Origin of the sequence: Aeromonas sp. R2-3, assembly GCF_040908375.1 — a bacterium.
GTDB classification, from domain to species: Bacteria; Pseudomonadota; Gammaproteobacteria; order Enterobacterales; family Aeromonadaceae; genus Aeromonas; species Aeromonas veronii.
Genome location: NZ_JBFODP010000017.1, coordinates 247,643 through 269,272 on the forward strand (window position 1 = coordinate 247,643; position 21,630 = coordinate 269,272).

Annotated in this window: 20 protein-coding genes and 1 riboswitch; of the genes, 14 read left to right on the forward strand and 6 right to left on the reverse strand. The window is 57.6% G+C overall.

The window, feature by feature from the left end:
* Positions 1-35: 35 nt before the first annotated feature.
* The 3 genes from AB5Z02_RS06830 (at position 36) to AB5Z02_RS06840 (ending at position 4,780) form a co-directional block, all read left to right on the forward strand.
* Positions 36-1,661: a methyl-accepting chemotaxis protein gene (locus AB5Z02_RS06830; RefSeq protein ID WP_368215659.1), complete on the forward strand. Its 1,626-nt coding sequence runs from the start codon at positions 36-38 to the stop codon at positions 1,659-1,661.
* 287 nt (positions 1,662-1,948) lie between these two features.
* Complete coding sequence (gene fabV / locus AB5Z02_RS06835; RefSeq protein ID WP_368215661.1) at positions 1,949-3,142, forward strand: enoyl-ACP reductase FabV; 1,194 nt, start codon at positions 1,949-1,951, stop codon at positions 3,140-3,142.
* Positions 3,143-3,304: 162 nt separating this feature from the next.
* Positions 3,305-4,780 carry a YfcC family protein gene (locus AB5Z02_RS06840; RefSeq protein WP_139731834.1) on the forward strand — a complete coding sequence of 492 codons (1,476 nt, stop codon included), beginning with the start codon at positions 3,305-3,307 and terminating at the stop codon, positions 4,778-4,780.
* Between the two features lie 63 nt (positions 4,781-4,843).
* On the opposite strand, the gene AB5Z02_RS06845 is transcribed toward AB5Z02_RS06840, so the two are convergent.
* Complete coding sequence (locus AB5Z02_RS06845) at positions 4,844-6,058, reverse strand: pyridoxal phosphate-dependent aminotransferase (protein ID WP_005334367.1); 1,215 nt, start codon at positions 6,056-6,058, stop codon at positions 4,844-4,846.
* Positions 6,059-6,438: 380 nt separating this feature from the next.
* Between AB5Z02_RS06845 and AB5Z02_RS06850 the strand changes: the two genes are divergently transcribed.
* Positions 6,439-6,651 (forward strand): DUF1653 domain-containing protein, encoded by a 213-nt coding sequence (locus AB5Z02_RS06850; protein WP_005334366.1) that lies wholly within the window; start codon positions 6,439-6,441, stop codon positions 6,649-6,651.
* A gap of 270 nt (positions 6,652-6,921) precedes the next feature.
* Entirely contained in the window at positions 6,922-7,611 is a 690-nt protein-coding gene (gene aqpZ, locus AB5Z02_RS06855) for an aquaporin Z (RefSeq protein WP_005334357.1), read from the forward strand.
* A gap of 92 nt (positions 7,612-7,703) precedes the next feature.
* On the opposite strand, the gene AB5Z02_RS06860 is transcribed toward aqpZ, so the two are convergent.
* Complete coding sequence (locus tag AB5Z02_RS06860) at positions 7,704-8,441, reverse strand: lytic transglycosylase domain-containing protein (protein WP_368215822.1); 738 nt, start codon at positions 8,439-8,441, stop codon at positions 7,704-7,706.
* A gap of 340 nt (positions 8,442-8,781) precedes the next feature.
* On the opposite strand from AB5Z02_RS06860, the gene AB5Z02_RS06865 reads away from it, so the two are divergent.
* Positions 8,782-9,222 (forward strand): GNAT family N-acetyltransferase, encoded by a 441-nt coding sequence (locus AB5Z02_RS06865; RefSeq protein WP_041980377.1) that lies wholly within the window; start codon positions 8,782-8,784, stop codon positions 9,220-9,222.
* A gap of 5 nt (positions 9,223-9,227) precedes the next feature.
* Here the strand turns inward: AB5Z02_RS06865 and AB5Z02_RS06870 are convergent, their stop codons facing one another.
* The gene (locus AB5Z02_RS06870; RefSeq protein WP_368215662.1) at positions 9,228-9,770 is read right to left on the reverse strand and encodes a DUF1439 domain-containing protein; all 543 of its coding nucleotides are present in this window, start codon (positions 9,768-9,770) and stop codon (positions 9,228-9,230) included.
* Between the two features lie 97 nt (positions 9,771-9,867).
* Between AB5Z02_RS06870 and cls the strand changes: the two genes are divergently transcribed.
* Positions 9,868-11,349: a cardiolipin synthase gene (gene cls / locus AB5Z02_RS06875; protein ID WP_368215664.1), complete on the forward strand. Its 1,482-nt coding sequence runs from the start codon at positions 9,868-9,870 to the stop codon at positions 11,347-11,349.
* Between the two features lie 106 nt (positions 11,350-11,455).
* Complete coding sequence (locus AB5Z02_RS06880; RefSeq protein WP_042055459.1) at positions 11,456-12,718, forward strand: DUF945 family protein; 1,263 nt, start codon at positions 11,456-11,458, stop codon at positions 12,716-12,718.
* Positions 12,719-12,797: 79 nt separating this feature from the next.
* Here AB5Z02_RS06880 and purU read toward each other — a convergent pair whose 3' ends face one another.
* A complete protein-coding gene (gene purU, locus AB5Z02_RS06885; RefSeq protein ID WP_064339773.1) occupies positions 12,798-13,634 on the reverse strand; it encodes a formyltetrahydrofolate deformylase in 837 nt (278 codons plus the stop codon).
* Between the two features lie 259 nt (positions 13,635-13,893).
* A riboswitch (FMN riboswitch) is annotated at positions 13,894-14,050 on the forward strand.
* A 104-nt stretch (positions 14,051-14,154) separates the two neighbouring features.
* Here purU and ribB point away from each other — a divergent pair.
* Together ribB and AB5Z02_RS06895 are read left to right on the forward strand one after the other, a co-directional pair.
* The gene (gene ribB / locus AB5Z02_RS06890; RefSeq protein WP_368215666.1) at positions 14,155-14,808 is read left to right on the forward strand and encodes a 3,4-dihydroxy-2-butanone-4-phosphate synthase; all 654 of its coding nucleotides are present in this window, start codon (positions 14,155-14,157) and stop codon (positions 14,806-14,808) included.
* A gap of 225 nt (positions 14,809-15,033) precedes the next feature.
* Positions 15,034-15,276 carry an Lpp/OprI family alanine-zipper lipoprotein gene (locus AB5Z02_RS06895; RefSeq protein WP_005334342.1) on the forward strand — a complete coding sequence of 81 codons (243 nt, stop codon included), beginning with the start codon at positions 15,034-15,036 and terminating at the stop codon, positions 15,274-15,276.
* 156 nt (positions 15,277-15,432) lie between these two features.
* On the opposite strand, the gene AB5Z02_RS06900 is transcribed toward AB5Z02_RS06895, so the two are convergent.
* Both AB5Z02_RS06900 and AB5Z02_RS06905 read right to left on the reverse strand, forming a co-directional pair.
* Positions 15,433-16,281 (reverse strand): tetratricopeptide repeat protein, encoded by an 849-nt coding sequence (locus AB5Z02_RS06900; RefSeq protein WP_124928933.1) that lies wholly within the window; start codon positions 16,279-16,281, stop codon positions 15,433-15,435.
* The gene (locus AB5Z02_RS06905) at positions 16,278-17,000 is read right to left on the reverse strand and encodes a 4'-phosphopantetheinyl transferase superfamily protein (protein WP_368215668.1); all 723 of its coding nucleotides are present in this window, start codon (positions 16,998-17,000) and stop codon (positions 16,278-16,280) included. The genes AB5Z02_RS06900 and AB5Z02_RS06905 overlap by 4 nt, the downstream gene beginning before the upstream one ends.
* A gap of 275 nt (positions 17,001-17,275) precedes the next feature.
* Between AB5Z02_RS06905 and AB5Z02_RS06910 the strand changes: the two genes are divergently transcribed.
* The 4 genes from AB5Z02_RS06910 to AB5Z02_RS06925 all read left to right on the forward strand — a co-directional run bounded on the left by AB5Z02_RS06910 (position 17,276) and on the right by AB5Z02_RS06925 (position 21,516).
* Entirely contained in the window at positions 17,276-17,764 is a 489-nt protein-coding gene (locus AB5Z02_RS06910; RefSeq protein WP_005334331.1) for a C40 family peptidase, read from the forward strand.
* Between the two features lie 148 nt (positions 17,765-17,912).
* Entirely contained in the window at positions 17,913-18,884 is a 972-nt protein-coding gene (gene rlmF, locus AB5Z02_RS06915) for a 23S rRNA (adenine(1618)-N(6))-methyltransferase RlmF (RefSeq protein ID WP_201913577.1), read from the forward strand.
* A 245-nt stretch (positions 18,885-19,129) separates the two neighbouring features.
* Positions 19,130-19,855 (forward strand): MaoC family dehydratase, encoded by a 726-nt coding sequence (locus tag AB5Z02_RS06920; RefSeq protein WP_019445964.1) that lies wholly within the window; start codon positions 19,130-19,132, stop codon positions 19,853-19,855.
* Between the two features lie 245 nt (positions 19,856-20,100).
* The gene (locus AB5Z02_RS06925) at positions 20,101-21,516 is read left to right on the forward strand and encodes a DASS family sodium-coupled anion symporter (protein ID WP_219595329.1); all 1,416 of its coding nucleotides are present in this window, start codon (positions 20,101-20,103) and stop codon (positions 21,514-21,516) included.
* The last annotated feature ends 114 nt before the right edge of the window (positions 21,517-21,630 follow it).

Sequence of the window (21,630 nt, forward strand, 5' to 3'; positions counted from 1 at the left end):
TAAACGACCAGTGGCCTGAGTATGAGGACGACACCATGAAAGGGATCTCGGTTCGTAGCAAATTATTGATGCTGGTTGTGGTACCGCTGTTTTGTATGGTTTTGCTGTGCACTCTCTCCCTTTGGGGGATGCGCCTGATGAATCAGGCTGCCCATCAGGTGAATGAAGAGGAGGTGCAGCAGTTATCCGAACTGAAGCTGATTTCAGACTTGTATGCGGTCAGTGTCGTTGATGCGATCAATAAAGCGCATGTTGGATTAATCACCCGTGAAGAGGCAAAACGTTCCGTTACTGAAGCGCAGTTAAAAGCCGCAACGGAATGGAAGCGTTACATGGCCCAGAAGATGTCTGCGGAAGAGCGGGCGATTGCGGAGTCTGCCCAGGTATTGATGAACAAAGCCGACATTACACTGGATAGTATTAAGAGTGATCTTTCATTAAAAGCTCCTCTTGATAAGGCAATTCATCAGTTATATAGCACGGTTGATCCTTTTAATGAGGAGCTGGGCAAGCTGGTTGAACTCCAGCTGAGATTTGCAGATGAGCATGTTGATACCCTGGAAAGTCTGGCCGTTGATTTTTCATTTGCCTTCCTCTCCATCACCGGGATTGCCCTGTTCGCTTTATCCGTGCTGGGGATCTGGATTTTTCGCGGGATCAGTCAACCGCTCACCGCTTTGCGCAGAGCGCTTTACAAATTGCAGCATGAGCAGGATTTGACCGTCACCGTCCCCGTCATTCGGGAAGATGAATTGGGGCAAGTCGCACGGGCGCTGAATGATATGGTTAGCCATTTCCGCAGATTGATTGGCGAAATGGATGACGTGGCCGAACAGTTATCGACAGGCGCCGATGCACTGAACGAGCTGGGGCTAACCAGTGCAGAGCAAATGGCCCAGCAGCGTCTGGAGACAGATCAGAGCGCTGCGGCGATGAATGAGATGAGCGCAACGGTTAACGAAATCGCCCAAAATACAAATAGTGCTGCAATTGCCGCCCGTCAGGCTGAAAACAAGGCAGAAGAGGGGCAAGCGGTTGTCAAGGAGACCATTGGGAATATGGCTCTGCTCTCTGGTCAATTGCAAAATACATCTACTGTGCTGCAAAACCTGGCTATCGAAAGCAATAACATTACCCAAGTGATGGGGGTTATTCGCTCGATTGCCGAACAAACCAATTTACTGGCACTGAATGCGGCAATTGAAGCCGCCAGAGCGGGTGAGCAGGGGCGCGGTTTCGCGGTGGTGGCTGATGAAGTGCGGGTACTTGCTCAGCGCACCCAAAACTCTACCGGAGAAATCCAGAATACCGTCAATCGCCTGCAACAGAATGCAACTATGGCTGTTGATAGTATGAATATCGGATTATCTGAAGTAGAGAAGACGAATACCCTGATGCTGACGTGTGGCGTCTCTTTGGAAGAAATTGTGAGTGCGGTGGATGATCTGAATAATCTCAATGTGCAGGTCGCTGCTGCAGCCGAAGAGCAAAGCAAAGTCACCGAAGAGATGACGCGCAGCATGGTCAATATTGCCGATATCGCAGTACATACCTCGGACTCGGCAGCCCATGTATCGGCCAAGTGTCAGCGTCTTGATGAGATGGCCAAGTCAATGAGAACACAGATTAATCATTTTAAATGGCGCTCACATGCCGCTTGATATAGGTCGATGACATTACCCCCAGGCCCCGAGAGTTCGGGGCCTTTTTGTATCATGTTGGTCGTACTGCACCTGCGTTGAAACATGTCATCGGTTTCCATGGATATGGGGAGATTCATTACCGGACTGATGAAGTGACGCTTTCCGAAAAATTGTGCATTTTTGACGGCAGCCGTCACCCTGAATGGCCATTTTTGCCGCAGTTCAACACATCAGAGCACCTTATCGCGGCAAGATGAGGTATCTTATGCCCCGATTTCATCCATTAAACGGATCCGAGACCCCATATGATCATCAAACCCAAGGTTCGCGGCTTTATCTGCACCACCACTCATCCGGTCGGTTGTGAAGCCAATGTTCGTCGCCAGATCGCTTATACCAAGGCCAAGGGCACCATCGAGAATGGTCCCAAGAAGGTGCTGGTGATCGGCGCTTCCACCGGTTATGGCCTGGCCTCCCGGATTGCGGCTGCCTTCGGTAGCGGCGCCGCCACCCTCGGCGTCTTCTTTGAAAAAGCGGGCACCGAGTCCAAGACCGGTACCGCTGGCTGGTACAACTCTGCCGCCTTCGACAAGGCTGCTAAAGAGGCGGGCCTCTACGCCAAGAGCGTCAACGGCGATGCCTTCTCCAACGAGTGCCGCGCCAAGGTGATTGAGCTTATTAAGCAGGATCTGGGTCAGATTGATCTGGTTGTCTACTCCCTGGCCTCTCCGGTGCGCAAGATGCCGGAAACCGGCGAAGTGGTGCGCTCTGCCCTCAAACCGATCGGTGAGGTCTACACCACCACCGCCATCGATACCAACAAGGACCAAATCATCACCGCCACCGTCGAGCCGGCGAACGAGGAAGAGATCCAGAACACCATCACAGTGATGGGCGGTCAGGATTGGGAGCTGTGGATGGCTGCCCTGCGTGATGCCGGCGTGCTGGCTGACGGCGCCAAGTCCGTGGCCTACTCCTACATCGGTACCGATCTGACCTGGCCAATCTACTGGCATGGCACTCTGGGCCGCGCCAAGGAAGATCTGGACCGCGCCGCTGCCGCCATCCGTGGCGATCTGGCTGTCAAGGGTGGCACCGCTCACGTGGCCGTGCTGAAATCCGTGGTGACCCAGGCTTCTTCCGCCATTCCGGTGATGCCGCTCTATATCTCCATGGCCTTCAAGATCATGAAGGAGAAGGGCATTCACGAGGGCTGCATGGAGCAGGTGGATCGCATGATGCGCACCCGTCTCTACGCGTCCGACATGGCGCTGGACGAGCAGGCTCGCATCCGCATGGATGACTGGGAACTGCGTGAAGATGTGCAGCAGACCTGCCGTGACCTGTGGCCATCCATCACCAGCGAAAACCTCTCCGTATTGACCGATTACACCGGCTACAAGCAAGAGTTCCTGCGCCTGTTTGGTTTCGGTCTGGATGAGGTCGATTACGATGCGGATGTAAATCCGGACGTAAAATTCGACGTGGTCGAGCTCTGAGTCTGACTCAAGTGAAAACGGGGCCCCGCGGGGCCCTGTTTTTTTGGCAAACATTCCGCTAATTTGCGGAATTTTATTATCAGCGATCACCTTTTTCCCATATCAAACCCGCTAGTCTTGCGCTGATCGGATCACAGACGGCATTGCCGAGGTACGGAAGCTATGACCACTCCAAACGAGGCGCCCAAGAAGCGCCAACTCCCCACAGTTTATACCCTGCTTTTCATCATCATCGCGCTGATGGCCGCCCTCACCTGGGTGCTGCCGGCGGGTAAATATGACTATGTCACCGCCAAGACCCAGCAGCCGGTGGCGGCAGCGGCCGTGGCTGATTACAGCGGCGACGAGCGGCTGTTGCCGGTGCCCGGCAGCTACACTGAGTTACCCGCCCACCCGCAAGGGGTATTCGAGGTGCTCAAGGCCCCCATCCAGGGCTTTCACAAGGCGGCCGACGTGGCGCTGTTCGTGCTCATCATCGGCGGCTTTCTGGCGGTGACCATGCAAAGCGGTGCGCTCGATGCCGGGGTGGGGGCCATTGTGCGCGGCTTTGCCGGCCGTGAGCGGCTGCTGATCCCGGTGCTGATCGCCCTGTTTGCCCTCGGCGGCTCCACCTTCGGCATGGCGGAGGAGACGGTAGCCTTCTGGGCACTGATCGTGCCGGTGATGATGGCGGCGGGCTTTGATCGCATGGTGGCGGCGGGGATTATCCTGCTTGGCTCCGGGGTCGGGGTGCTCGCCTCCACCGTCAACCCGTTTGCCACCGGCATTGCCTCCGGTTTTGCCGGTATCCCCATCGGCGAAGGGATCGGTTTGCGGGTCATCCAGTGGCTGCTACTGGTGATATTCGCCTCCTGGTTCGTGATGCGCTACGCCAAGCAGGTGCAGCAGGACAAGTCCCGCTCCGTGCTGGCCGACATCGTCTATGACGACGAGTTCTCCCAGATGAAGAGCGGCAACCTCGCCTTCACCGGCAAGCAGAAGCTCACCATGCTGGTCTTCTTCGGCACCTTCCTGCTGATGATCTATGCGGTGGTGCCCTGGTCGGATTTGGGGATCGACGTGCTGCCCACCTTTGGCTGGTGGTTTGACGAGCTCTCGACCCTGTTCTTCAGTGCCTCCATCCTGATTGCGCTGATCAACCGGATGCCGGAGTCCAACTATGTGGCGACTTTCCTGAGCGGCGCTCGGGATCTCATCGGGGTGGCACTGGTGGTTGCGGTGGCGCGCGGCATCTATGTGGTGATGGAGCAGGGCGTCATCATCGACACTATTTTGCATTGGGCTGAAGGGCTGGTGAGCGGGCTCTCCTCGTCGGTCTTCATCTTGATGGCCTATCTGGTACACATCATCCTGAGCTTCTTCATCCCATCCACCTCGGGGCTGGCGACCGTCTCCATGCCGCTGATGGGGCCGCTGGCGGACTTCTCCGGTATCTCCCGGGATCTGGTGATCACTGCCTATCAGTCCGCCTCCGGCTGGATCAACCTGTTTGCCCCCACCGCCGCCCATCTGGTGGCCGGTCTGGCGCTGGCCAAGATCCCCTACGATCGCTTCGTGCGCTGGGTGCTGCCCTTCATCATCGGGGTGGCTCTCATCACCATGGCGGTGCTGGTGGCCGGTGCCCTGCTGCACGGCTGATGGCACGGATAAAACCACAGATAACAAAAAGGCTCCCGCGGGAGCCTTTTTCATGAGCTTTGCTTACTGCTTGTAGCCCTTGAGGAAGCGGGCGAGGCGGCCGATGGCATCCTCCAGCTCCTCTTCGCGGGGCAGGAACACCAGCCGGAAGTGATCCGGCGCCGGCCAGTTGAAGCCGGTGCCCTGCACCAGCAGCAGCTTCTCTTGCTGCAGCAGGTCGAACACCATCTTCTGATCGTCGCGGATGTCATACACCTTGGGGTCGAGGCGCGGGAACATGTAGAGCGCCCCCTTTGGTTTGACGCAGGAGACCCCGGGGATCTCGTTCAAGAGCTCCCACGCCTTGTCCCGCTGCTTACGCAGGCGGCCACCCGGCAGGATCAGCTCGTTGATGCTCTGGTAGCCGCCAAGGGCTGTCTGGATGGCGTGCTGCATCGGCACATTGGCACACAGCCGCATGGAGGCCAGCATCTCCAGCCCTTCAATGTAACCGCGAGCACGGCCTTTGGGGCCGGTGATGACCATCCAGCCCTGACGGAAGCCGCAGGCGCGGTAGGCCTTGGAGAGGCCGTTGAAGGTCACCACCATCACATCGTCGCACAGGGTGCAGACGCTGGTGTGGGAGATATCGTCGTAGAGGATCTTGTCGTAGATCTCGTCGGCGAAGATGATGAGGTTGTGCTGGCGGGCGATCTCGATCACCTCCAGCAGGAACTCGCTGCCGTAGACGGCCCCGGTCGGGTTGTTGGGGTTGATCAGTACCAGGCCGCGGGTGCGCGGGGTAATGCGGGCGCGGATATCGTCGAGATCCGGATACCAGTCAGCTCCTTCATCGCAGCGGTAGTGCACCGCATGGCCACCGGAGAGAGTGACGGCAGCGGTCCAGAGCGGGTAGTCGGGGGAGGGCACCAGCATCTCGTCGCCATTGTTGAGCAGCGCCTGCATCGCCATCACGATCAGCTCGCTGGCGCCATTGCCAATGTAGATGTCGTCGATATCGACCTTGCGCATCCCTTTTTGCTGGTAGTACTGCATCACCGCTTTACGGGCAGAGAACAGCCCCTTGGAGTCGCAGTAGCCCTGGCTCAGCGGCATGTTGAGGATCACATCCTTGATGATCTCTTCCGGCGCATCAAAGCCGAACGGGGCCGGGTTGCCGATGTTGAGCTTGAGAATGCGGTGGCCTTCGTCTTCGAGACGGCGAGCCTCTTTATGCACCGGGCCGCGGATGTCATAGCAGACATCGTCGAGCTTGTGCGACTTGTCGATTGTGAACATGGTGACAGTGATTCCTTCCCCACAGGGACGCGTTGGCGAAAAAGGCGATTTTTAGTATCAAATTTCTTTTCCCCTATTCTTCACAGAATTGAATGCTAGAACAATCCTCTTTTTAGAAGAATTCCCTGATTTTTAGCCCTAAAACAGGGTTGCTAGAACGTTAAATTCAGCACGATCTTTGGTGCTAACCAAGGTTAACTAGTGAAACATGGGGAACGAATTAACAATGCTGCCTGACTGTGTTGCAATATCCGGATCCTGTGGCACGATTGGCTTGTGTAAAAAATCGTCTTCGTCCCCCTTTTCGATGAGTTGAATGGCACCCATGGTGTCATCTTTATGTGGTTCGCTCATCGGTATTACTTCTGCGAGGTTTTCCCATGCAAGCACCCGTTCCAGGCCGCTATCGCCACTTCAAGGGGGGTTACTATCAAGTGCTTGCCTTGGCTCTGCATACCGAAACCCAGGAGCAGCTGGTCATTTATCAATCCGAGCAGGATGGTCAGGTCTATGCTCGTCCCGTCGCCATGTTTATGGAGTGGATTGAGCATCAGGGGCAGGTTGTCAGCCGTTTTGCCCCTGCAGGAGACTGACTACGCCTCCGTTTTTATCGTTCAAGGGATGAGCACTCGAGCTAAATGGTGTCATAAGTTGTCGCATGACGCCCTTGGGCATGAGATGTGCAGCCAGCTGTCTTAATGATAAATCTCTTATCTAATCAACTAATTGTGACGAATATCACATTCAGTGAGCTCTGCCTGCCGGGTTCGCAATCTGGACTCACACTCCCATAATGCTGCGCTTGTTCAAGCATGGGCCCTTCTCGGGTCTTGTTCGGTGTTATCTCAAATGGGAGAAATAATGTGAAACCTGTTGCTGCTGAGTTTATGGGCACTTTCTGGCTGGTATTGGGCGGGTGCGGCAGTGCCGTGCTGGCTGCAGCCTTCCCTCACGTCGGGATTGGTCTGCTGGGGGTCTCGCTGGCTTTCGGTCTGACCGTGCTGACCATGGCGTTTGCCATCGGCCATATCTCCGGTTGCCACCTCAATCCGGCCGTGACCGTCGGTTTGTGGGCGGGTGGTCGTTTTCCGGCATCCGGTGTACTGCCTTATATCGTGGCGCAAGTGTTGGGTGGCATTGCCGCCGCTGCCGTGCTTTACGTAATTGCCAGCGGTCAGGCCGGGTTTGATCTCTCTGCCGGTTTTGCTTCCAACGGCTACGGTGAGCACTCTCCGGGTGGTTACAGTCTGACTGCCGCACTGGTATGCGAAATGGTGATGACCGGTTTCTTCCTGTTCGTCATCATGGGCGCCACCGATAGCCGTGCGCCTGCCGGTTTCGCGCCGATCGCCATCGGTCTGTGCCTGACCCTGATCCACCTTGTCAGCATTCCGGTGACCAATACCTCGGTCAACCCGGCCCGCAGTACCGGTGTTGCGCTGTTTGTCGGTGACTGGGCTATCAGCCAGCTGTGGCTGTTCTGGGTTGCCCCGATTGTCGGTGCCATTCTGGGTGCGCTGGCTTATCGCCTGGTGGCGACTGAGCAGAAGTAATCATTTGCGAAACAAAGTGTGGTATCGACACGCCTGCGGGCGTGTTTTTTGTTTCTGGAGGGGCGAGAAAAGAGCATTAACCGAGGCTAACCTCAGAGCCCTTTGGCCTGCAGCATCTCTTTGTAGCGCAGGTGGAGGAGCTGGACACGCTCCACATAGGCACGGGTTTCCGCATAGGGCGGGATACCGCCATGTTTTTGTACGGCGCCCGCGCCGGCGTTGTAGGCCGCGGTCGCCAGCGCCACGTTGCCGTCATACTGCTTGAGCAGTCCCGCCAGGTATTTCACCCCGCCGAAGATATTCTGCTCCGCCAGCAAGGCATTGCCGACCCCCAACTCCCGCGCCGTGGCGGGCATCAGCTGGGTCAGGCCCATCGCCCCCTTGCGGGAGACCGCCAGCGGATTGAAAGCGGATTCCGCATGGATCAGCGCCCGGATCAGCGCAGGTTCAACCTGATAGGTCTTTGCTGCTGCCTTGATGGTGCTGGCATAGTCATAGAGAAACAGTCCTGTGGTCTGCCAGTTGACGCTGGATTTGGGGTCGCAGGCGAAGCAGTCGTTGAACAGCAGCAGCTCGTAATGGCCCTGTTCGGGCGCCATGTCGGAGTAGCGAACCACCCCGTTTTGTTGCACCGATTTATAGACCTGGATCTGCTTCTTGCCGTTGGTGGCGACTGCCGCTGTTTGAGCGGTGTCGGGTTGTGAGGCGGGAGTGGCATCTTTGCTCGGACGCAAGGGGGAGGGATCTGCGGTCAGGAAGATCACCTCCGCGGGGGGGGGAGTCTGGCTCAATCCGCTCAGGGGGATCAACAACATATGGCCTGCCAGCATCCATGCTTTCAACCCTAATACTCCTTCTTGTGATGACCATGTTGAGTAAAGCATCATGACGAGGGCAGAACAAGCGGCCAACAGGGGGCAAATGATCCGATTCGGTGACCGGGATCAAAGTATCCGCCGCAATAAAGGATTGTCATCATAAAGCACGGTTTTGGCCGTCAGGCGGTGGGTCATGGCCTCTTCCGCCGGGTAAGCAAGCTGCCCACGACGTCCGCTTTTTTGTTGACGAAAGGCATGCTATCGTGCTGGCGTCATGTGGTCGGATTAGCGCACCGTATCTGGCACTAATAACTGATTATCAAAGGATTTGTCTGTGACAAGCAAGCTGGCGATGGAACTCACTTTCGAAGAGTACTGCGACGCCGACCTCTCCCTTATCAGGGACTATTACGAGACGACGTTTTCCCACTATGTGCCGGATCTGGCCGAGCGGATCTTTGTCGTACGTGATGCTCACTGGCTGGTGGGGGCGGTTCGGTTGCGGGACGAGGAGGAGTTTTACCATCTGTGCGGCTTTCGCCTGTTGCCCCACTACCAGTCGCTGGGATTGGGGTCACGGCTGCTGCAGCACGCCTGTCACGGTCTGTTGGACAAACCTGTGGTCTGTCAGGCGCTGCCCTTCGAGAAGCCTTTCTATCTCAAGGCCGGGTTTGCCGATATGCCCCTCAATCAATTGAGCGGGTCGCTTTTCTCCCTCTACGAGCGGCAACAGCAGCAGGGGTATCAGGTGGAGCTGCTGGTACGGGATACCACCCAGCCCCTCCTGAATTGAGCGGTTTAGCGGGGTTTGGTAAGCAGGTGGATCTTGCCCGGTGACAGCTCCAGCCCCAGCAGATTCTCCTTCAGCCAGGCCTGATCCGGATCCTTGTCATTGAGTTTGTAGACCGGTTTGGTCTCGAGCCGCTTCTCCATGCTCTGCAGCAGCATGTTGAGCATCAGCCCGAACTTCTTCTCGGCCGCCTCCGGCTCCAGCTTGTACTCCACCAGCTTCATGTTATCGAGAAACAGCGCGCTCTGGCTCTTGTCATAGCGGGGCCTCGCCTCATAGGTCATCTGCAGGCGGGCGTCATATTCGGTATTGTCTGGCAGGGCGATTTTGAGCTTGCCCTTGCCATAGACCCGGGCGGTATCAGGGCGTTGGCGACCGATTTGGACGTCGCTCTGCTCAAGCGTCACATGGGCCTTGATGATGCCCGGCAGCTCCAGCTGTTTGTCTACTTGCACCTGAGATTGCAGGTACTGGTTTATCTGTTGCTTATTGATGTCATATGAGCCTTGGCCTAGCATGGCCAGGCTGAGCAGCATAGATTGCAGGATCATGCGTGCGACCTGATAGAATGGATTTGCCTTACAGCATACCATCCCGGCCGGTTGGGGTCTGCCCACCGCGCTGTTTGTCGATTAGAAGGAGTCCCCGTTGTTTAACGGTCTGGAACACGATCTTCAACTGCTGTTTTCCCGTTTTCTGGGTTGGCTGCTACTGCTTTTTCATACCGTGATTGTCACCGGGGTGTCGTTTCGGGTGGTGATGAAACGCCGTCCCATCGGGGTGTCGCTGGCCTGGCTGGCGCTGATCTATGCCATTCCGTTTGCCGGGGTGGGTTTCTATGTGCTGTTTGGTGAAATAAAGCTGGGGCGCCGTCGTGCCGAGCGCGCCCAGGCCATGTATCGCCCTTATGCCATCTGGATCCGCCAACTGGCCCGTCTGTTCCCGCAGCACTGCTGCGAAGTGGGCGCCAAGGCACAGCCGCTGCACGATCTCATCCAGGGACGGCTCGCCATGCCGATGCTCTCTGGCAACCGCATGACCTTGCTCAACAAGCCGGACTGGATCTTGCGCGAGATTGCCCAGGATATCCGTCGCTCGACGCTCTCCTGCTATCTGGAGTTCTATATCTGGCATCCGGGCGGCGATGCCGATGAGGTGTGCGAGGCGCTGATTGAAGTGGCGCAACGCGGCGTGGATTGTCGCTTGCTGCTTGATTCGGTGGGTAGCAAGCAGTTCTTCCGCTCCCACTGGCCCAAAAAGCTGCGCAAGGCGGGGGTCAAGCTGGTGGAGGTGCTGCCGGTCGGCGCCTGGCGCATTCTGTTCCAGCGTCAGGATCTGCGGATGCACCGCAAGCTGGTGGTGATCGATGACAGGGTGGGTTACACCGGCTCCATGAACATGGTGGATCCCCGTTTCTTCAAGCAGGATGCAGGGGTCGGCCTGTGGGTCGACATCATGATCCGGGTGCAGGGGCCCATGGTGCCGCTGATGTGGTCGATCTTTGTCTGGGACTGGGAGATGGAGACCGGCGAGCGGCTGCTCGACAGTCTGCAGCATGAGCCGGAGGCCTGGCCCCAGACCAACTACCGCGCCCAGCTGATCCCGTCCGGCCCCTTCGTCGGCGGCGACTGCATCCAGCAGAGCCTGCTGCTGGCCATCTATCAGGCCCGCAGCCATCTGGTGCTGACGACCCCTTACTTTGTACCCGACGATCCGCTGGCGGCCGCACTCAGTTCGGCGGCGGCGCGCGGGGTGCAGGTGCAGCTGGTGTTGCCGGCACGCAACGACTCCATCATGGCCAATTACGCCTGCAACGCCTTTATGGAGGAGCTGCTGGCGGCCGGGGTGGAGATCTACCGCTACGATGCCGGTCTGCTCCATACCAAGAGCGTGCTGGTGGATGATGACTTCGCACTGGTGGGGACGGTCAATCTGGATCGGCGCAGCCTCTGGCTCAACTTCGAGGTGACCCTGCTGGTGGATAACCCCTCGTTCGTGGCCCAGATGACCCGGTTGGTACAGGGCTATATGGCGGAAGCCACCCCGATGACCCTGGCCCAATGGCAGGCCCGCCCCTGGTACAAGAAGGCGATGGAGAACATCTTCTATCTCTTCAGCCCCTTGCTGTGATGTTGTGGCGAGTCGCAAGAAAGTGACTCGCCATCTGATTGGACTTGCCTAGCCCCGAGTCCGCCCCGTAGAGTGCAGTGACAACTCCCTGGAGACACATGGATATATGAAAAAGATAGTGGCCCTCGCCGTGGGTGCGGCACTGGTAGGTGGTGGTCTGGCTGCGTGCTGGTACACGGGCAACAGCTTCGACAACATCATGGCGGAGCAGATCGCCAAGGTGGAGAAAGAGAGCGGGCTCGACATGCAGTGGCAGCCGGGCAGCAGCAACCTCTTCACCCGTGACGGGATCCTGAAGGTCGTGGTGACGCCGGAGGAGCTGGCTGCCATCGACAGCGAGCTGGAGGGCAGTCAGCCCATCGAGTTGCAACTGGTGGTCAAGAGCCAGATCCTGCCGCTCTACATCAAGAGCCACTTCCTGCTCGATACCCATAATGGCACGCTAGCGCCAGTCTTTACCGCACTGGGCATGGAGCAGTGGGAACTCGGTCTGGAGTCGGTCACCAGTCTCTGGACCCAGGGTAACAGCAGCCGTTTCTGGGCCAATGAATTCAAGATCAAACAGGGGCTGGACGAGTTCAGCTTCCTGCCCCTGAGCGGTGAGTTCCACGGCAATCTGGAGGGGAATGGTCACCTCACCATGACCTGGCAGGGGATGACGGTCCATGAAGAGCAGAGCAAGATGGACTTGGTGCTGGCCGACCTGAAAGGGAGTGCCGACATTGCCGAGATCAGCGGTGTGCTCCTCTCGCCCCAGAGCGAGATGACCCTCTCGGCCCTCACGGTACAACTGCCTGACAGCGTCAAGGTCGCCCTACAGGGGATGACTACCGAGACTCAGCTGACCGGTGATGATGCCCAGACCCTCTCCAGCAGCTATCAGATGAAAATTGCCAAGCTGGATCTGGAGAACGAGACCGACACCCTGGCAGTGACCGACAGCAAGTTGGCGCTCAACCTCAACGGTCTGGATCTGGAAGGGTATCAGGGGCTGCAGGCCGCCGGTGGCAAGGGAGTTGAAGATGCCGCTATCCAGCAGGCGCTGGACAAGATGCTCAAACGTGGCGCGACCCTTGAACTGGCCGATCTCAGCGCCAAGCTCAACGGTGAGGCGGTGACCATGAAGGGGGACGTGAAGCTGGCCTCCACCTCGCTGGAGCAGCTGTTCAACAGCGACGCGGGGATGCAGGCCCTCTCCGGCGTGCTGCATGCCAGCCTCAGCGACAAGCTGGGCAAGGCGGTGCCGCAACTGGCACCCATGCTCGATCAGCTGACCCTGATGGGTTATCTGAAGGCCGACAAGCAAGCGCTGACCTCCGAGCTGAAGCTGGAGAAGGGCGCAGTGACGGTAAACGATCTGCCGCTCTGACACTCGGCGCAGAAACAACAACGGCTCCCATGGGAGCCGTTGTTGTTTCTGGCGTTTGCATACGGGCCGTGTGGGCGAATTACTTGAAGACCACCGTCTTGTTGCCGTAGACGAACACCCGCTCGTTCAGTACCAGCTCCAGCGCGCGGCTCAGCACCGATTTCTCCACATCCCGACCCGCCTTGGCCATGTCGTCCGCACTGAAGGCGTGACCGACGTGGATCACGTCCTGTTCGACAATGGGGCCTTCATCCAGATCGTCGGTCACGAAGTGGGCGGTGGCGCCGATCAGCTTGACGCCACGGTCGAACGCCTGCCGGTAGGGGCGGGCACCGATGAAGGCGGGCAGGAAGGAGTGGTGGATGTTGAGGATCTTGCGCGGGTAAGCCTCGACGAAGCTCGGGGTCAGCACCCGCATGTACTTGGCCAGGATCACATAGTCAGGCTCATAGCTGTCGATGATGGTGCGAACCTGCTCCTCATGTTCGGTCCGGCTCAGACCCTCGTGACTGACGGTGTGGAACGGGATATCGAACTTGCCGGTGAGCTCGGCCAGGGTATCGTAGTTGCCGATCACCGCGACGATATCCATATCCAGCGCGCCCGCGTAGTTCTTCATCAGAATATCGCCGAGGCAGTGGGTCTCCTTGGTCACCAGGATGACGATGCGCTTCTTGCCCGCCTTGACCAGACGGCGCTGGGCACCGGTGGGCAGGGCATCATCGAGGTCGGCCAGCAGGGTCTCGTCGTTGAAGCGTCCCTCCAGCTCGGTACGCATGAAGAAGCGGCCATTCTCGTGATCCACAAACTCATCGTTCTTGATGATGTTGAGCTGGTGCTTGTAGCAGATGTTGGTGATCTTGGCGATGAGCCCTTTGGCATCTGGGCAATCCGTGAGCAGTATTTTCTTTTCCATCTCTGTCATTTTCCGTTTGTGGTGTTGGCGCTGCTGTCTGCGCTGGCAGCGTTGTTCAGGCTCTCTTTTCGGGCCCTGTTTTTTTGTTTCGGGAACTATGCCATAAACCGATCCGAGCCATAAAGAAATTCGCCAGTCATGGCCTCTCATGCTGGCGAGCGGGCCGCAGAGCGGGATCCCGGGCGCAATGTTGAAACGCTTTTCAGCCTGCGGGGGATTTTGGCTGGTATCTGCAACGGTTTTTCTTTAGGCTGTCTGCGCTTATTCTCAGGGCGGGGTGCAATTCCCCACCGGCGGTATCCCGATTGACTCGGGGAGCCCGCGAGCGCCCGACCCGGCTGATTGCCGGGTCGGGGTCAGCAGATCCGGTGAGATGCCGGAGCCGACGGTCATAGTCCGGATGAAAGAGGATAAGACAGACCTTGCCGTGTTGGCCCTTGTGGGCTGGCCGCTGCATGCCCGTCTCTGTCTGCCTTTCCATGCCCTGATTCTGGTCCTTGTCTTGTTTAGGAGTTTTACCATGAATCAGTCTCTACTCAGTGAATTCGGTGATCCCGTTGCCCGTGTCGAAGCGGCGCTGTCTGCCTTGCGTGCCGGAAGCGGCGTGCTGGTGGCCGACGATGAAGATCGGGAGAACGAGGGCGACCTCATTTTCGCCGCCGAATCCATGACCAATGAACAGATGGCGTTGATGATCCGCGAGTGCTCCGGCATCGTCTGTCTCTGCCTGCCCGATGAGCGGGTTCGCCAGCTGGAACTGCCGATGATGGTGGAGGCCAACTCCAGTCACTACCAGACCGCCTTTACCGTGACCATCGAAGCGGCGCAGGGGGTCACGACCGGTGTCTCGGCGGCTGATCGCATCACCACCATCCGTGCAGCTATCGCTGATGGTGCCAAACCGGGCGATCTGCACCGCCCGGGTCATGTTTTCCCGCTGCGGGCGCGAACCGGTGGGGTGCTTACCCGTCGTGGTCATACCGAAGCGACGGTCGATCTGATGCAGCTGGCTGGCCTCAAACCGTTTGGTGTGTTGTGTGAATTGACCAAAGAAGATGGCTCGATGGCGCGTCTGCCAGACCTGGTTGCGTTCGGTCGCAAGCACCAGATGCCGGTGCTGACCATCGAGGATCTGGTGCAATATCGTCAATTGTTGTCAGAACGTACAGCCTGAGCCTCATACGAAATTGTAATAAGGCAAAAATTTGGTTAACCTTTGTCCGTGCCCCCACCACACGGCACTCATTTTTTAGACGAATCTGGACAAAAACTGTTCATTCAAAAAAAAATGAGGGTTTTAATGCATTTATCTGTGGTGGGGACTATGCAAAGTAGGATTTTTTTGTGCCATAATCACGCCGCTTGCTAAACGTCTGGCGAGTTCAAGGGAGCTTTAAAAATGAAAAAATTGTTGTTGGTAGGTGTTGTTGGTCTGTCCGCTCTGCTGGGCGGTTGTGCAAACACCAGCGAACTGGAAACTTCCGTTCAGAATCTGTCTAACAAAGTTGACCAACTGGCTCAAGATGTTAGCGCAGTTCGTGCTGATCAGTCCAAAATCGCTGCTGATGTTGCCGAAGCCAAGCAAGAAGCTATGCGTGCTAACCAGCGCATCGACAACATGGCTACTTCCTACAAGAAGTAATCCATGCGAAAAAAATGGCGCAGTTTTGCGCCATTTTTTTTTGCCTGAAATTCACCGTATCTCCACTATTCCCACAGCACCTTTTTCGTACTTGACCCATGAGGTCATGCCGGTCTCCCGGCACTCCCCCATCATTACCAGCCAGTTCGATTCCGATCAGTAGAGCAGACTATAGAGTTTGCGACGGTAGCTCTGTGCCGCCGGTGTGCTGCCCATGGTCGCCAGAATATCGAGATAGGTCTTTCTGGCATCGCCGAATGCCAAATCCCGCTTGAGGATCTCCAGCAGCAGTCCCAACGCCTCTTCCTGACGGCCAGCCTGGTTGTATTGCACCGCCAGCTCCTGAGCCAGGGCAAAATCATCAGGCTGTTCTGCATGGCGGGCTTCCAGCGCGCGCAGCTCCGGGCTGTCTGCCGCTTGCAGGGCCAGCGCCAGTCGTGAGCTCAGGGTATGGAAGTGGCCATCCTGCGCCGCCATCGGGATGGTGCCGAGGCGCTCCTGCGCTTCATCCAGCAGGTTGAGGTCGAGCGCAGCTTGAATGAGCCACAGGCTGATGTCGTGACGTTCAGGAGCCAGCTGGTGTGCCTTGGTCAGATGGGCATAGGCGATGCTGGGCTGCTCGTCAGCCAGCGCTTGTTGTCCCTTGGCCAGCAACTCTTCCTCTTCTTTGGGGGCGAAGGCGGAGAAATACTGGCGCAGGGTGGCTTCATCCTGCGGTCCTTCGATGATCCCCTGTTCGTCAGGGCGACCCTGATGGAACAGCACCAATGCGGGCAGGGCGCGCAGGCCGAGCTGGCTGGCCAGCGGTTGCAGTTGGGGATCGTTCATATCCACCTTGGCCAGGGTGACCTGCTCATTGGCGGGCCCAACCAGTGATTCGATCAGCGGTGTCATCCCCTGGCACTCCGGCATCTGCGGAGCATGGAAATAGATGACGACCGGCTTCTTCATGGACGCATCGATAAGTTCAGCGTGAAAATTCTGGGGAGTAATGTCGACGATCATGGGTTGGACTCTTCAGAAAGGGTGTTGAGTAACATGGGGTTAAGCGAGTGGCAATTCAAGCGCTCATCCAGCCGGTAAAAGGTCACAGGGGCTGCCGCCGCCGCGAGACTGAGCCAGCCGCTGGCAAAGGGCCAATCCTGTACCTGATAAGGGGTGTCATCGAGCCGGTTGTCGAGTCGCCATTCTTCCTCCGGGAGAAACCGCACCTTCTCCAGTCCCGCCGCTATGCCGCCACCGTGGGCTTTCAGTACCGCCTCCTTGCGTGACCAGAGCCGGTAGAAGGCACTCTCCTGCTCTTGGGCAGGCAGTGCGCAGAGCCACTCATATTCACTCTGTGCATAAAACCGGCGGGCCAGGGGGAGGGGATGATGCCGCCGTTTGCCCAGTTCGATATCCACTCCAAGCGGCCCCTGCGGGCAGAGCGCCAACACCAGCCAGCTGCCACTGTGGCTCAGATTGAACTGCCACGCATCATCATGCAGTCGGGGCTTGCCGTGGGGGCCGTTGCAAAATTGCAGAGTGGCTGCAGGTTGTTGCAGCCGCTCGGCCAATAGCTGGCGCAGCAGGGCGCGGCTCACCAGATATTCCTGACGCCGTTCAGGATGGGTCATGGCTTGCCAGATATGCTGCTCATCGGTTGACAGCCATTCAGGCAATTGAGCAAGCAGTTCCTGACACATCCTGGCTGGTTTTAACAAAAAAAGATCGGTTTCGATCATGATTTTTCACTTTAAAAAGGTGCTGAAGCAGGGATAAAAGCCAGTAATCTATGAGGCAAAAGGTCCTTTTTGCGATTGTATATTGTTTGGGCATGATCACATTAATTATGAAAAATCGTGCATTTCCTTGCAAAAATGTGAGCTTGATAGGGATTTTCACTTGCCTCGATAGAATTCTTGGATATAGTCGGGTGCTGTTGCCTTATAAATTGCCCTTTGGGGCCGTATTTTAACAAGATTTACTATTTAGCGGGGATAAAGGATTGCGCCACCTGATGCTACTGCTGGTCGCGCTCGGAATGGTGGGTTGTGCCTCGGCACCCCAACCCGAGGTCGCGAGCAAGATCGAAGTTTCCATGGTTGAACCTGTCATCGAACCGGAAGCTTCCCAGACACCCGATGTGAATGAAATCCTGACTGTATATAAAGAGTGGCGTGGTGTTCCGTACCGGATGGGTGGCAGCAGCCAGCGCGGTATCGACTGTTCCGCCTTTGCCCGTGAAGTGTTCCGCAATGCCGTCGGTATCGAATTACCCCGCGATACCCGCTCCCAAGTCCATGAAGGGACGCGCGTTTCCAAGCAGGATCTGGTCGAAGGTGATCTGGTCTTCTTCAAAATCAATCGCCGTCTCAACCACGTTGGCATCTATGTCGGCAATGGCGAATTCATCCACGCCTCGACCCGAGCCGGTGTGACACGCTCCAAGCTGGACAGCCAATATTGGCGCAACAAGTTCTGGCAAGCTCGCCGGATCGATATCTGAGTCAGGCTGGACAAACGGCTCGCAGTACGGACTGTTTTTCCAACCTCACTTGAACCGGGCTCCATAGCCCGGTTTTTTATTGCCCTCGTTTAGACTTTCCCGAGTCAAATCACTATAGTGTGGGCCCGTTTTCTTCGGCAGGCTCAGCATGAAACCCCGCATCCCATCAGCCGGTGGCCCCAAGTCGGGCGACCGCAAATCCGGACTTCACTCCCGTAATCGCCATCAGACGGGTTACGACTTTGAGGCGCTCTGCCTGCGAACTCCCGAGTTGGCTGCCCACGTCTTTATCAATGACTACGGCACCCGCACCATCGATTTTGCCGATCCCGATGCAGTGAAGACCCTCAATCGCGCCCTGCTGGCCCATCACTACGGGATTGCCCACTGGGACTTGCCTGCCGGTTACCTCTGCCCGCCTATCCCGGGACGGGTGGACTACCTGCACTGGGCGGCCGACCTGTTGGCCGAGAGCGCAGGCCAGCTCCCTACCGGCAAGGGGGTGAGGGTGCTGGATATCGGGGTAGGGGCAAACTGCATCTATCCGCTGCTGGGTGCCCGCGAATATGGCTGGCGTTTTGTGGGATCGGATATCGATCCGGTCTCGGTCAAGGCGGCCACTTTGCTGGCCAAGAGCAATGGGCTGGGCAACCAGATTGAGTGTCGTCTGCAGGGTAACCCCAACCATGTGTTTCGCGGCATCATAGGGCCAAAGGAGCGCTTCGCCCTGACGCTGTGCAATCCGCCGTTCCACGCGTCGCTGGAAGAGGCGAGCAAGGGGACGGAGCGCAAGCTGCGCAATCTGGGCAAGGAGGTGACAGGCGCTCCTGTGCTCAACTTCGGCGGCCAGAAGGCCGAGCTCTGGTGCGAAGGGGGCGAGGCGGCGTTTCTGGCCAACATGATTGCCCAAAGCAAGGAGTTTGCCACTCAGTGCCTCTGGTTCAGTTCGCTGGTGTCGAAAAAAGAGAACCTGCCGGGGGCGAAAAAGGCGTTGAATCGAGTGGGGGCGCGTCAGGTACGGGTGATCGACATGGCACAGGGCAACAAGGTGAGCCGGATCCTCGCCTGGTCCTTCCTGGATGAAGAGGGATTGCGTAGCGGCTGGTCGAGCGCGCGCTGAGCCCCCACCACAAGGCCCGATGAGGGCCTTTTTTCATGATGAGCACCGCGAATTTCCCCTGCTGGCGGCATCTTTGGCAATCGATTTCCTCATTGGCAGATCGTGCTGGTTTACATGGTCTAAGTAGTTACTTCCGCCTTGGTACAGGTGTACGCCGAGATTTTTTTGCACTTACAGCTGAAACTTTAATAAAATAGGACTGGTTAGACCTCTTTACAGGCATTGAATCAAATAGGGATCGGTAGATGAAAGTTGTCGATTTTCTGAAGCGCAAGCGCGAAATTCTGGCGCAGCACCCCTTTGAGCTCAAGGATTGGCTCTCTCCGGCGATCCGCGACTACTGGCGTGAGTTTCAGCAAAAGGCACATCTTCATCCTTTGCTGGGACGTGTGCTGGACTTGCAAGCCGAGTCCCAGAGCGAGCAGCAACAGGATGCAGCAACCGTGGCACAAGTAGCCAACGGTCAGCCTGCCGTGGCTCAGGAACCCGCTGTTGAGCTGGGGGCCGAGGCGGCCGAGCTCTATGCCGCCCTGCAGGCCCGCATTGGTGAAGAGACCCATGTCGGCGAGTGGCTGCACGTCAGCCAGCAGATGATCGATCAGTTTGCTGCAGTGACCGGGGATCACCAGTGGATCCACACCGATCCGGAGCGTGCGGCCGCCGAGTCGCCTTTCAAGACCACCATCGCCCACGGATTCCTGACCCTGGCGCTGCTGCCGCAGTTGACCGGCTCGGTCGATGAGGCCACCCCCGAGTTCCCGACCGCCCGCATGGTGGTGAACTTCGGGCTGGATCAGGTACGTTTCCCGTACCCCATCAAGGTGGACAGCAACATCCGCGCCCGCACCAAGCTGGCCCGGGTCACCCCCATCAAGGGTGGGCTGGAGCTGCTCAAAGAGATCAAGGTTGAAATCGAAGGGATCCGCCGCCCGGGTTGCGTCATCGAGTCGGTGACCCGCATCTACTTCTGAGCTCTCTCATCGGCATGAATGGTGAAACGGGCCCGCTGTCGTGTGCAACGAACAGCGGGCCCGTTTTTTTGCCTGTTTGTTGCAAGGGCTGAGGCGTCAGCCATAGCGCGCCGACCCCAGCTTGATATGACTCACAAAACGGTGCGCCGTGCAGTTAGCCAGCTCTCATTTTGGCGAGTTGGCCGCGTGAGGCGATAGCATGTTATGCCACTATTGGCTTCTTACTCCCGATCCTGGAGACAATAGTGCCCATCAATAACAAGATTATTCTGCCACTGCTGCTGAGCCTCACCATCCTGCTGATCCCGACCCACTGGATCCCGCTGGAGGGGATCACCGTCATCGAGCAGCGGGTCGTGGCCATTTTCGTGCTGGCCGCCCTCTGCTGGATCCTGGAGCCCATCCCTATCTTTGCTACCTCGGTGCTGATCATCGTGCTGGAGCTGCTGCTGCTCTCCGACAAGGGGCTCTGGTTTATGACTGCCAACAAGGCCGAACCGGGGTTTGGTGAGCTGCTCAAGTCCACCGAGGTGATGGCGACGTTTGCCTCGCCGGTCATCATGCTGTTTCTCGGCGGTTTTTTCCTCGCCATTGCGGCGACCAAGTACCATCTGGACGTCAATCTGGCGCGGGTGCTGCTGCGCCCGTTCGGTCAGGATCCCCGGATCGTCATGCTGGGGCTGATGTTGATCACCGCCACCTTCTCCATGTTTATGAGCAATACCGCCACCACCGCCATGATGCTGGCCATCCTTACCCCGGTGCTGGCGGCATTTCCCGACAAGGACCCGGCCAAAATCGGCTTTGTGCTGGCCATTCCGCTGGCGGCCAACCTCGGCGGGATCGGCACTCCCATCGGCACTCCGCCCAACGCAGTGGCCCTCAAATACCTGACCGGCGAGCATGCCATCTCGTTCGGTCAGTGGATGGGATTTGCGGTGCCCTTTGTGGTGCTGTTGTTGCTGCTTGGCTGGTTTCTGCTGGGGCGCTTCTTCCCGAGCACCCTCAAGCGGATGGATCTCAAGATTGAGGGGCGCTTTATGCAGACCCCCCGCGCCTGGGTGGTCTACCTCACCTTTATCACCACCATAGTGCTCTGGCTGCTGGGGGATCTGCATGGCATGAGTTCCTACGTGGTCGCCATGATCCCGGTAGCAGTGTTCCTGACCACCGGCATCATCACCAAGGACGATCTGCACAAGATCTCCCTCGACGTGCTCTGGTTGGTATCTGGCGGTATCGCGCTGGGGCTGGCGCTGGAGGACTCCGGGTTGGCCGAGCGGCTCATCACCCACATTCCGTTCCACGAATACTCCACGCTGGCGGTGCTCATTGGTGCCTGTCTGCTGGCGGTGGTGATGGCCAACTTTATGTCCAACACCGCAACCGCCAATCTGTTGCTGCCACTGGTGGCGGCACTGGCAGTCAGCATGCCGGAGCTGGCAGAGTGGGGCGGCAGCCACACCTTGATCCTGGCCGTCACTATTTCGGTTTCGCTCGGGATGTCGCTGCCCATCAGTACCCCGCCCAATGCGCTGGCCCACGCCACCGGTCTGGTGGAGAGTCACCAGATGGTGCGCATCGGTGTCATCATGGGGTTAGTCGGCACCCTGCTGGCGATGGTATGGATCTACCAGATTGCCGCCTGGGGGCTGATCTGAGCGTACGGCGGTTTCTCATCTGTTGCCTGCTCCATCATCGGAGAAGTACCATGGCAGGTGATGACCAAAACAGAAAGAGGAGCCAAATTGGCTCCTCTTTCTGTTTGCAGTTGA

What these genes read in the sequence shown, in the direction of transcription:
- rlmF (WP_201913577.1), top strand. Translation starts at nt 17,913, where the DNA reads ATGAAACCCCGCATCCCATCAGCCGGTGGCCCCAAGTCGGGCGACCGC.
- AB5Z02_RS06870 (WP_368215662.1), bottom strand. Translation starts at nt 9,770, where the DNA reads ATGATCCTGCAATCTATGCTGCTCAGCCTGGCCATGCTAGGCCAAGGC.
- AB5Z02_RS06860 (WP_368215822.1), bottom strand. Translation starts at nt 8,441, where the DNA reads ATGCTGGCAGGCCATATGTTGTTGATCCCCCTGAGCGGATTGAGCCAG.
- AB5Z02_RS06840 (WP_139731834.1), top strand. Translation starts at nt 3,305, where the DNA reads ATGACCACTCCAAACGAGGCGCCCAAGAAGCGCCAACTCCCCACAGTT.
- AB5Z02_RS06905 (WP_368215668.1), bottom strand. Translation starts at nt 17,000, where the DNA reads ATGATCGAAACCGATCTTTTTTTGTTAAAACCAGCCAGGATGTGTCAG.
- AB5Z02_RS06850 (WP_005334366.1), top strand. Translation starts at nt 6,439, where the DNA reads ATGCAAGCACCCGTTCCAGGCCGCTATCGCCACTTCAAGGGGGGTTAC.
- fabV (WP_368215661.1), top strand. Translation starts at nt 1,949, where the DNA reads ATGATCATCAAACCCAAGGTTCGCGGCTTTATCTGCACCACCACTCAT.
- AB5Z02_RS06920 (WP_019445964.1), top strand. Translation starts at nt 19,130, where the DNA reads ATGAAAGTTGTCGATTTTCTGAAGCGCAAGCGCGAAATTCTGGCGCAG.
- AB5Z02_RS06845 (WP_005334367.1), bottom strand. Translation starts at nt 6,058, where the DNA reads ATGTTCACAATCGACAAGTCGCACAAGCTCGACGATGTCTGCTATGAC.
- AB5Z02_RS06910 (WP_005334331.1), top strand. Translation starts at nt 17,276, where the DNA reads ATGCTACTGCTGGTCGCGCTCGGAATGGTGGGTTGTGCCTCGGCACCC.
- AB5Z02_RS06865 (WP_041980377.1), top strand. Translation starts at nt 8,782, where the DNA reads ATGGAACTCACTTTCGAAGAGTACTGCGACGCCGACCTCTCCCTTATC.
- AB5Z02_RS06895 (WP_005334342.1), top strand. Translation starts at nt 15,034, where the DNA reads ATGAAAAAATTGTTGTTGGTAGGTGTTGTTGGTCTGTCCGCTCTGCTG.
- purU (WP_064339773.1), bottom strand. Translation starts at nt 13,634, where the DNA reads ATGGAAAAGAAAATACTGCTCACGGATTGCCCAGATGCCAAAGGGCTC.
- AB5Z02_RS06830 (WP_368215659.1), top strand. Translation starts at nt 36, where the DNA reads ATGAAAGGGATCTCGGTTCGTAGCAAATTATTGATGCTGGTTGTGGTA.
- ribB (WP_368215666.1), top strand. Translation starts at nt 14,155, where the DNA reads ATGAATCAGTCTCTACTCAGTGAATTCGGTGATCCCGTTGCCCGTGTC.
- AB5Z02_RS06880 (WP_042055459.1), top strand. Translation starts at nt 11,456, where the DNA reads ATGAAAAAGATAGTGGCCCTCGCCGTGGGTGCGGCACTGGTAGGTGGT.
- AB5Z02_RS06900 (WP_124928933.1), bottom strand. Translation starts at nt 16,281, where the DNA reads ATGATCGTCGACATTACTCCCCAGAATTTTCACGCTGAACTTATCGAT.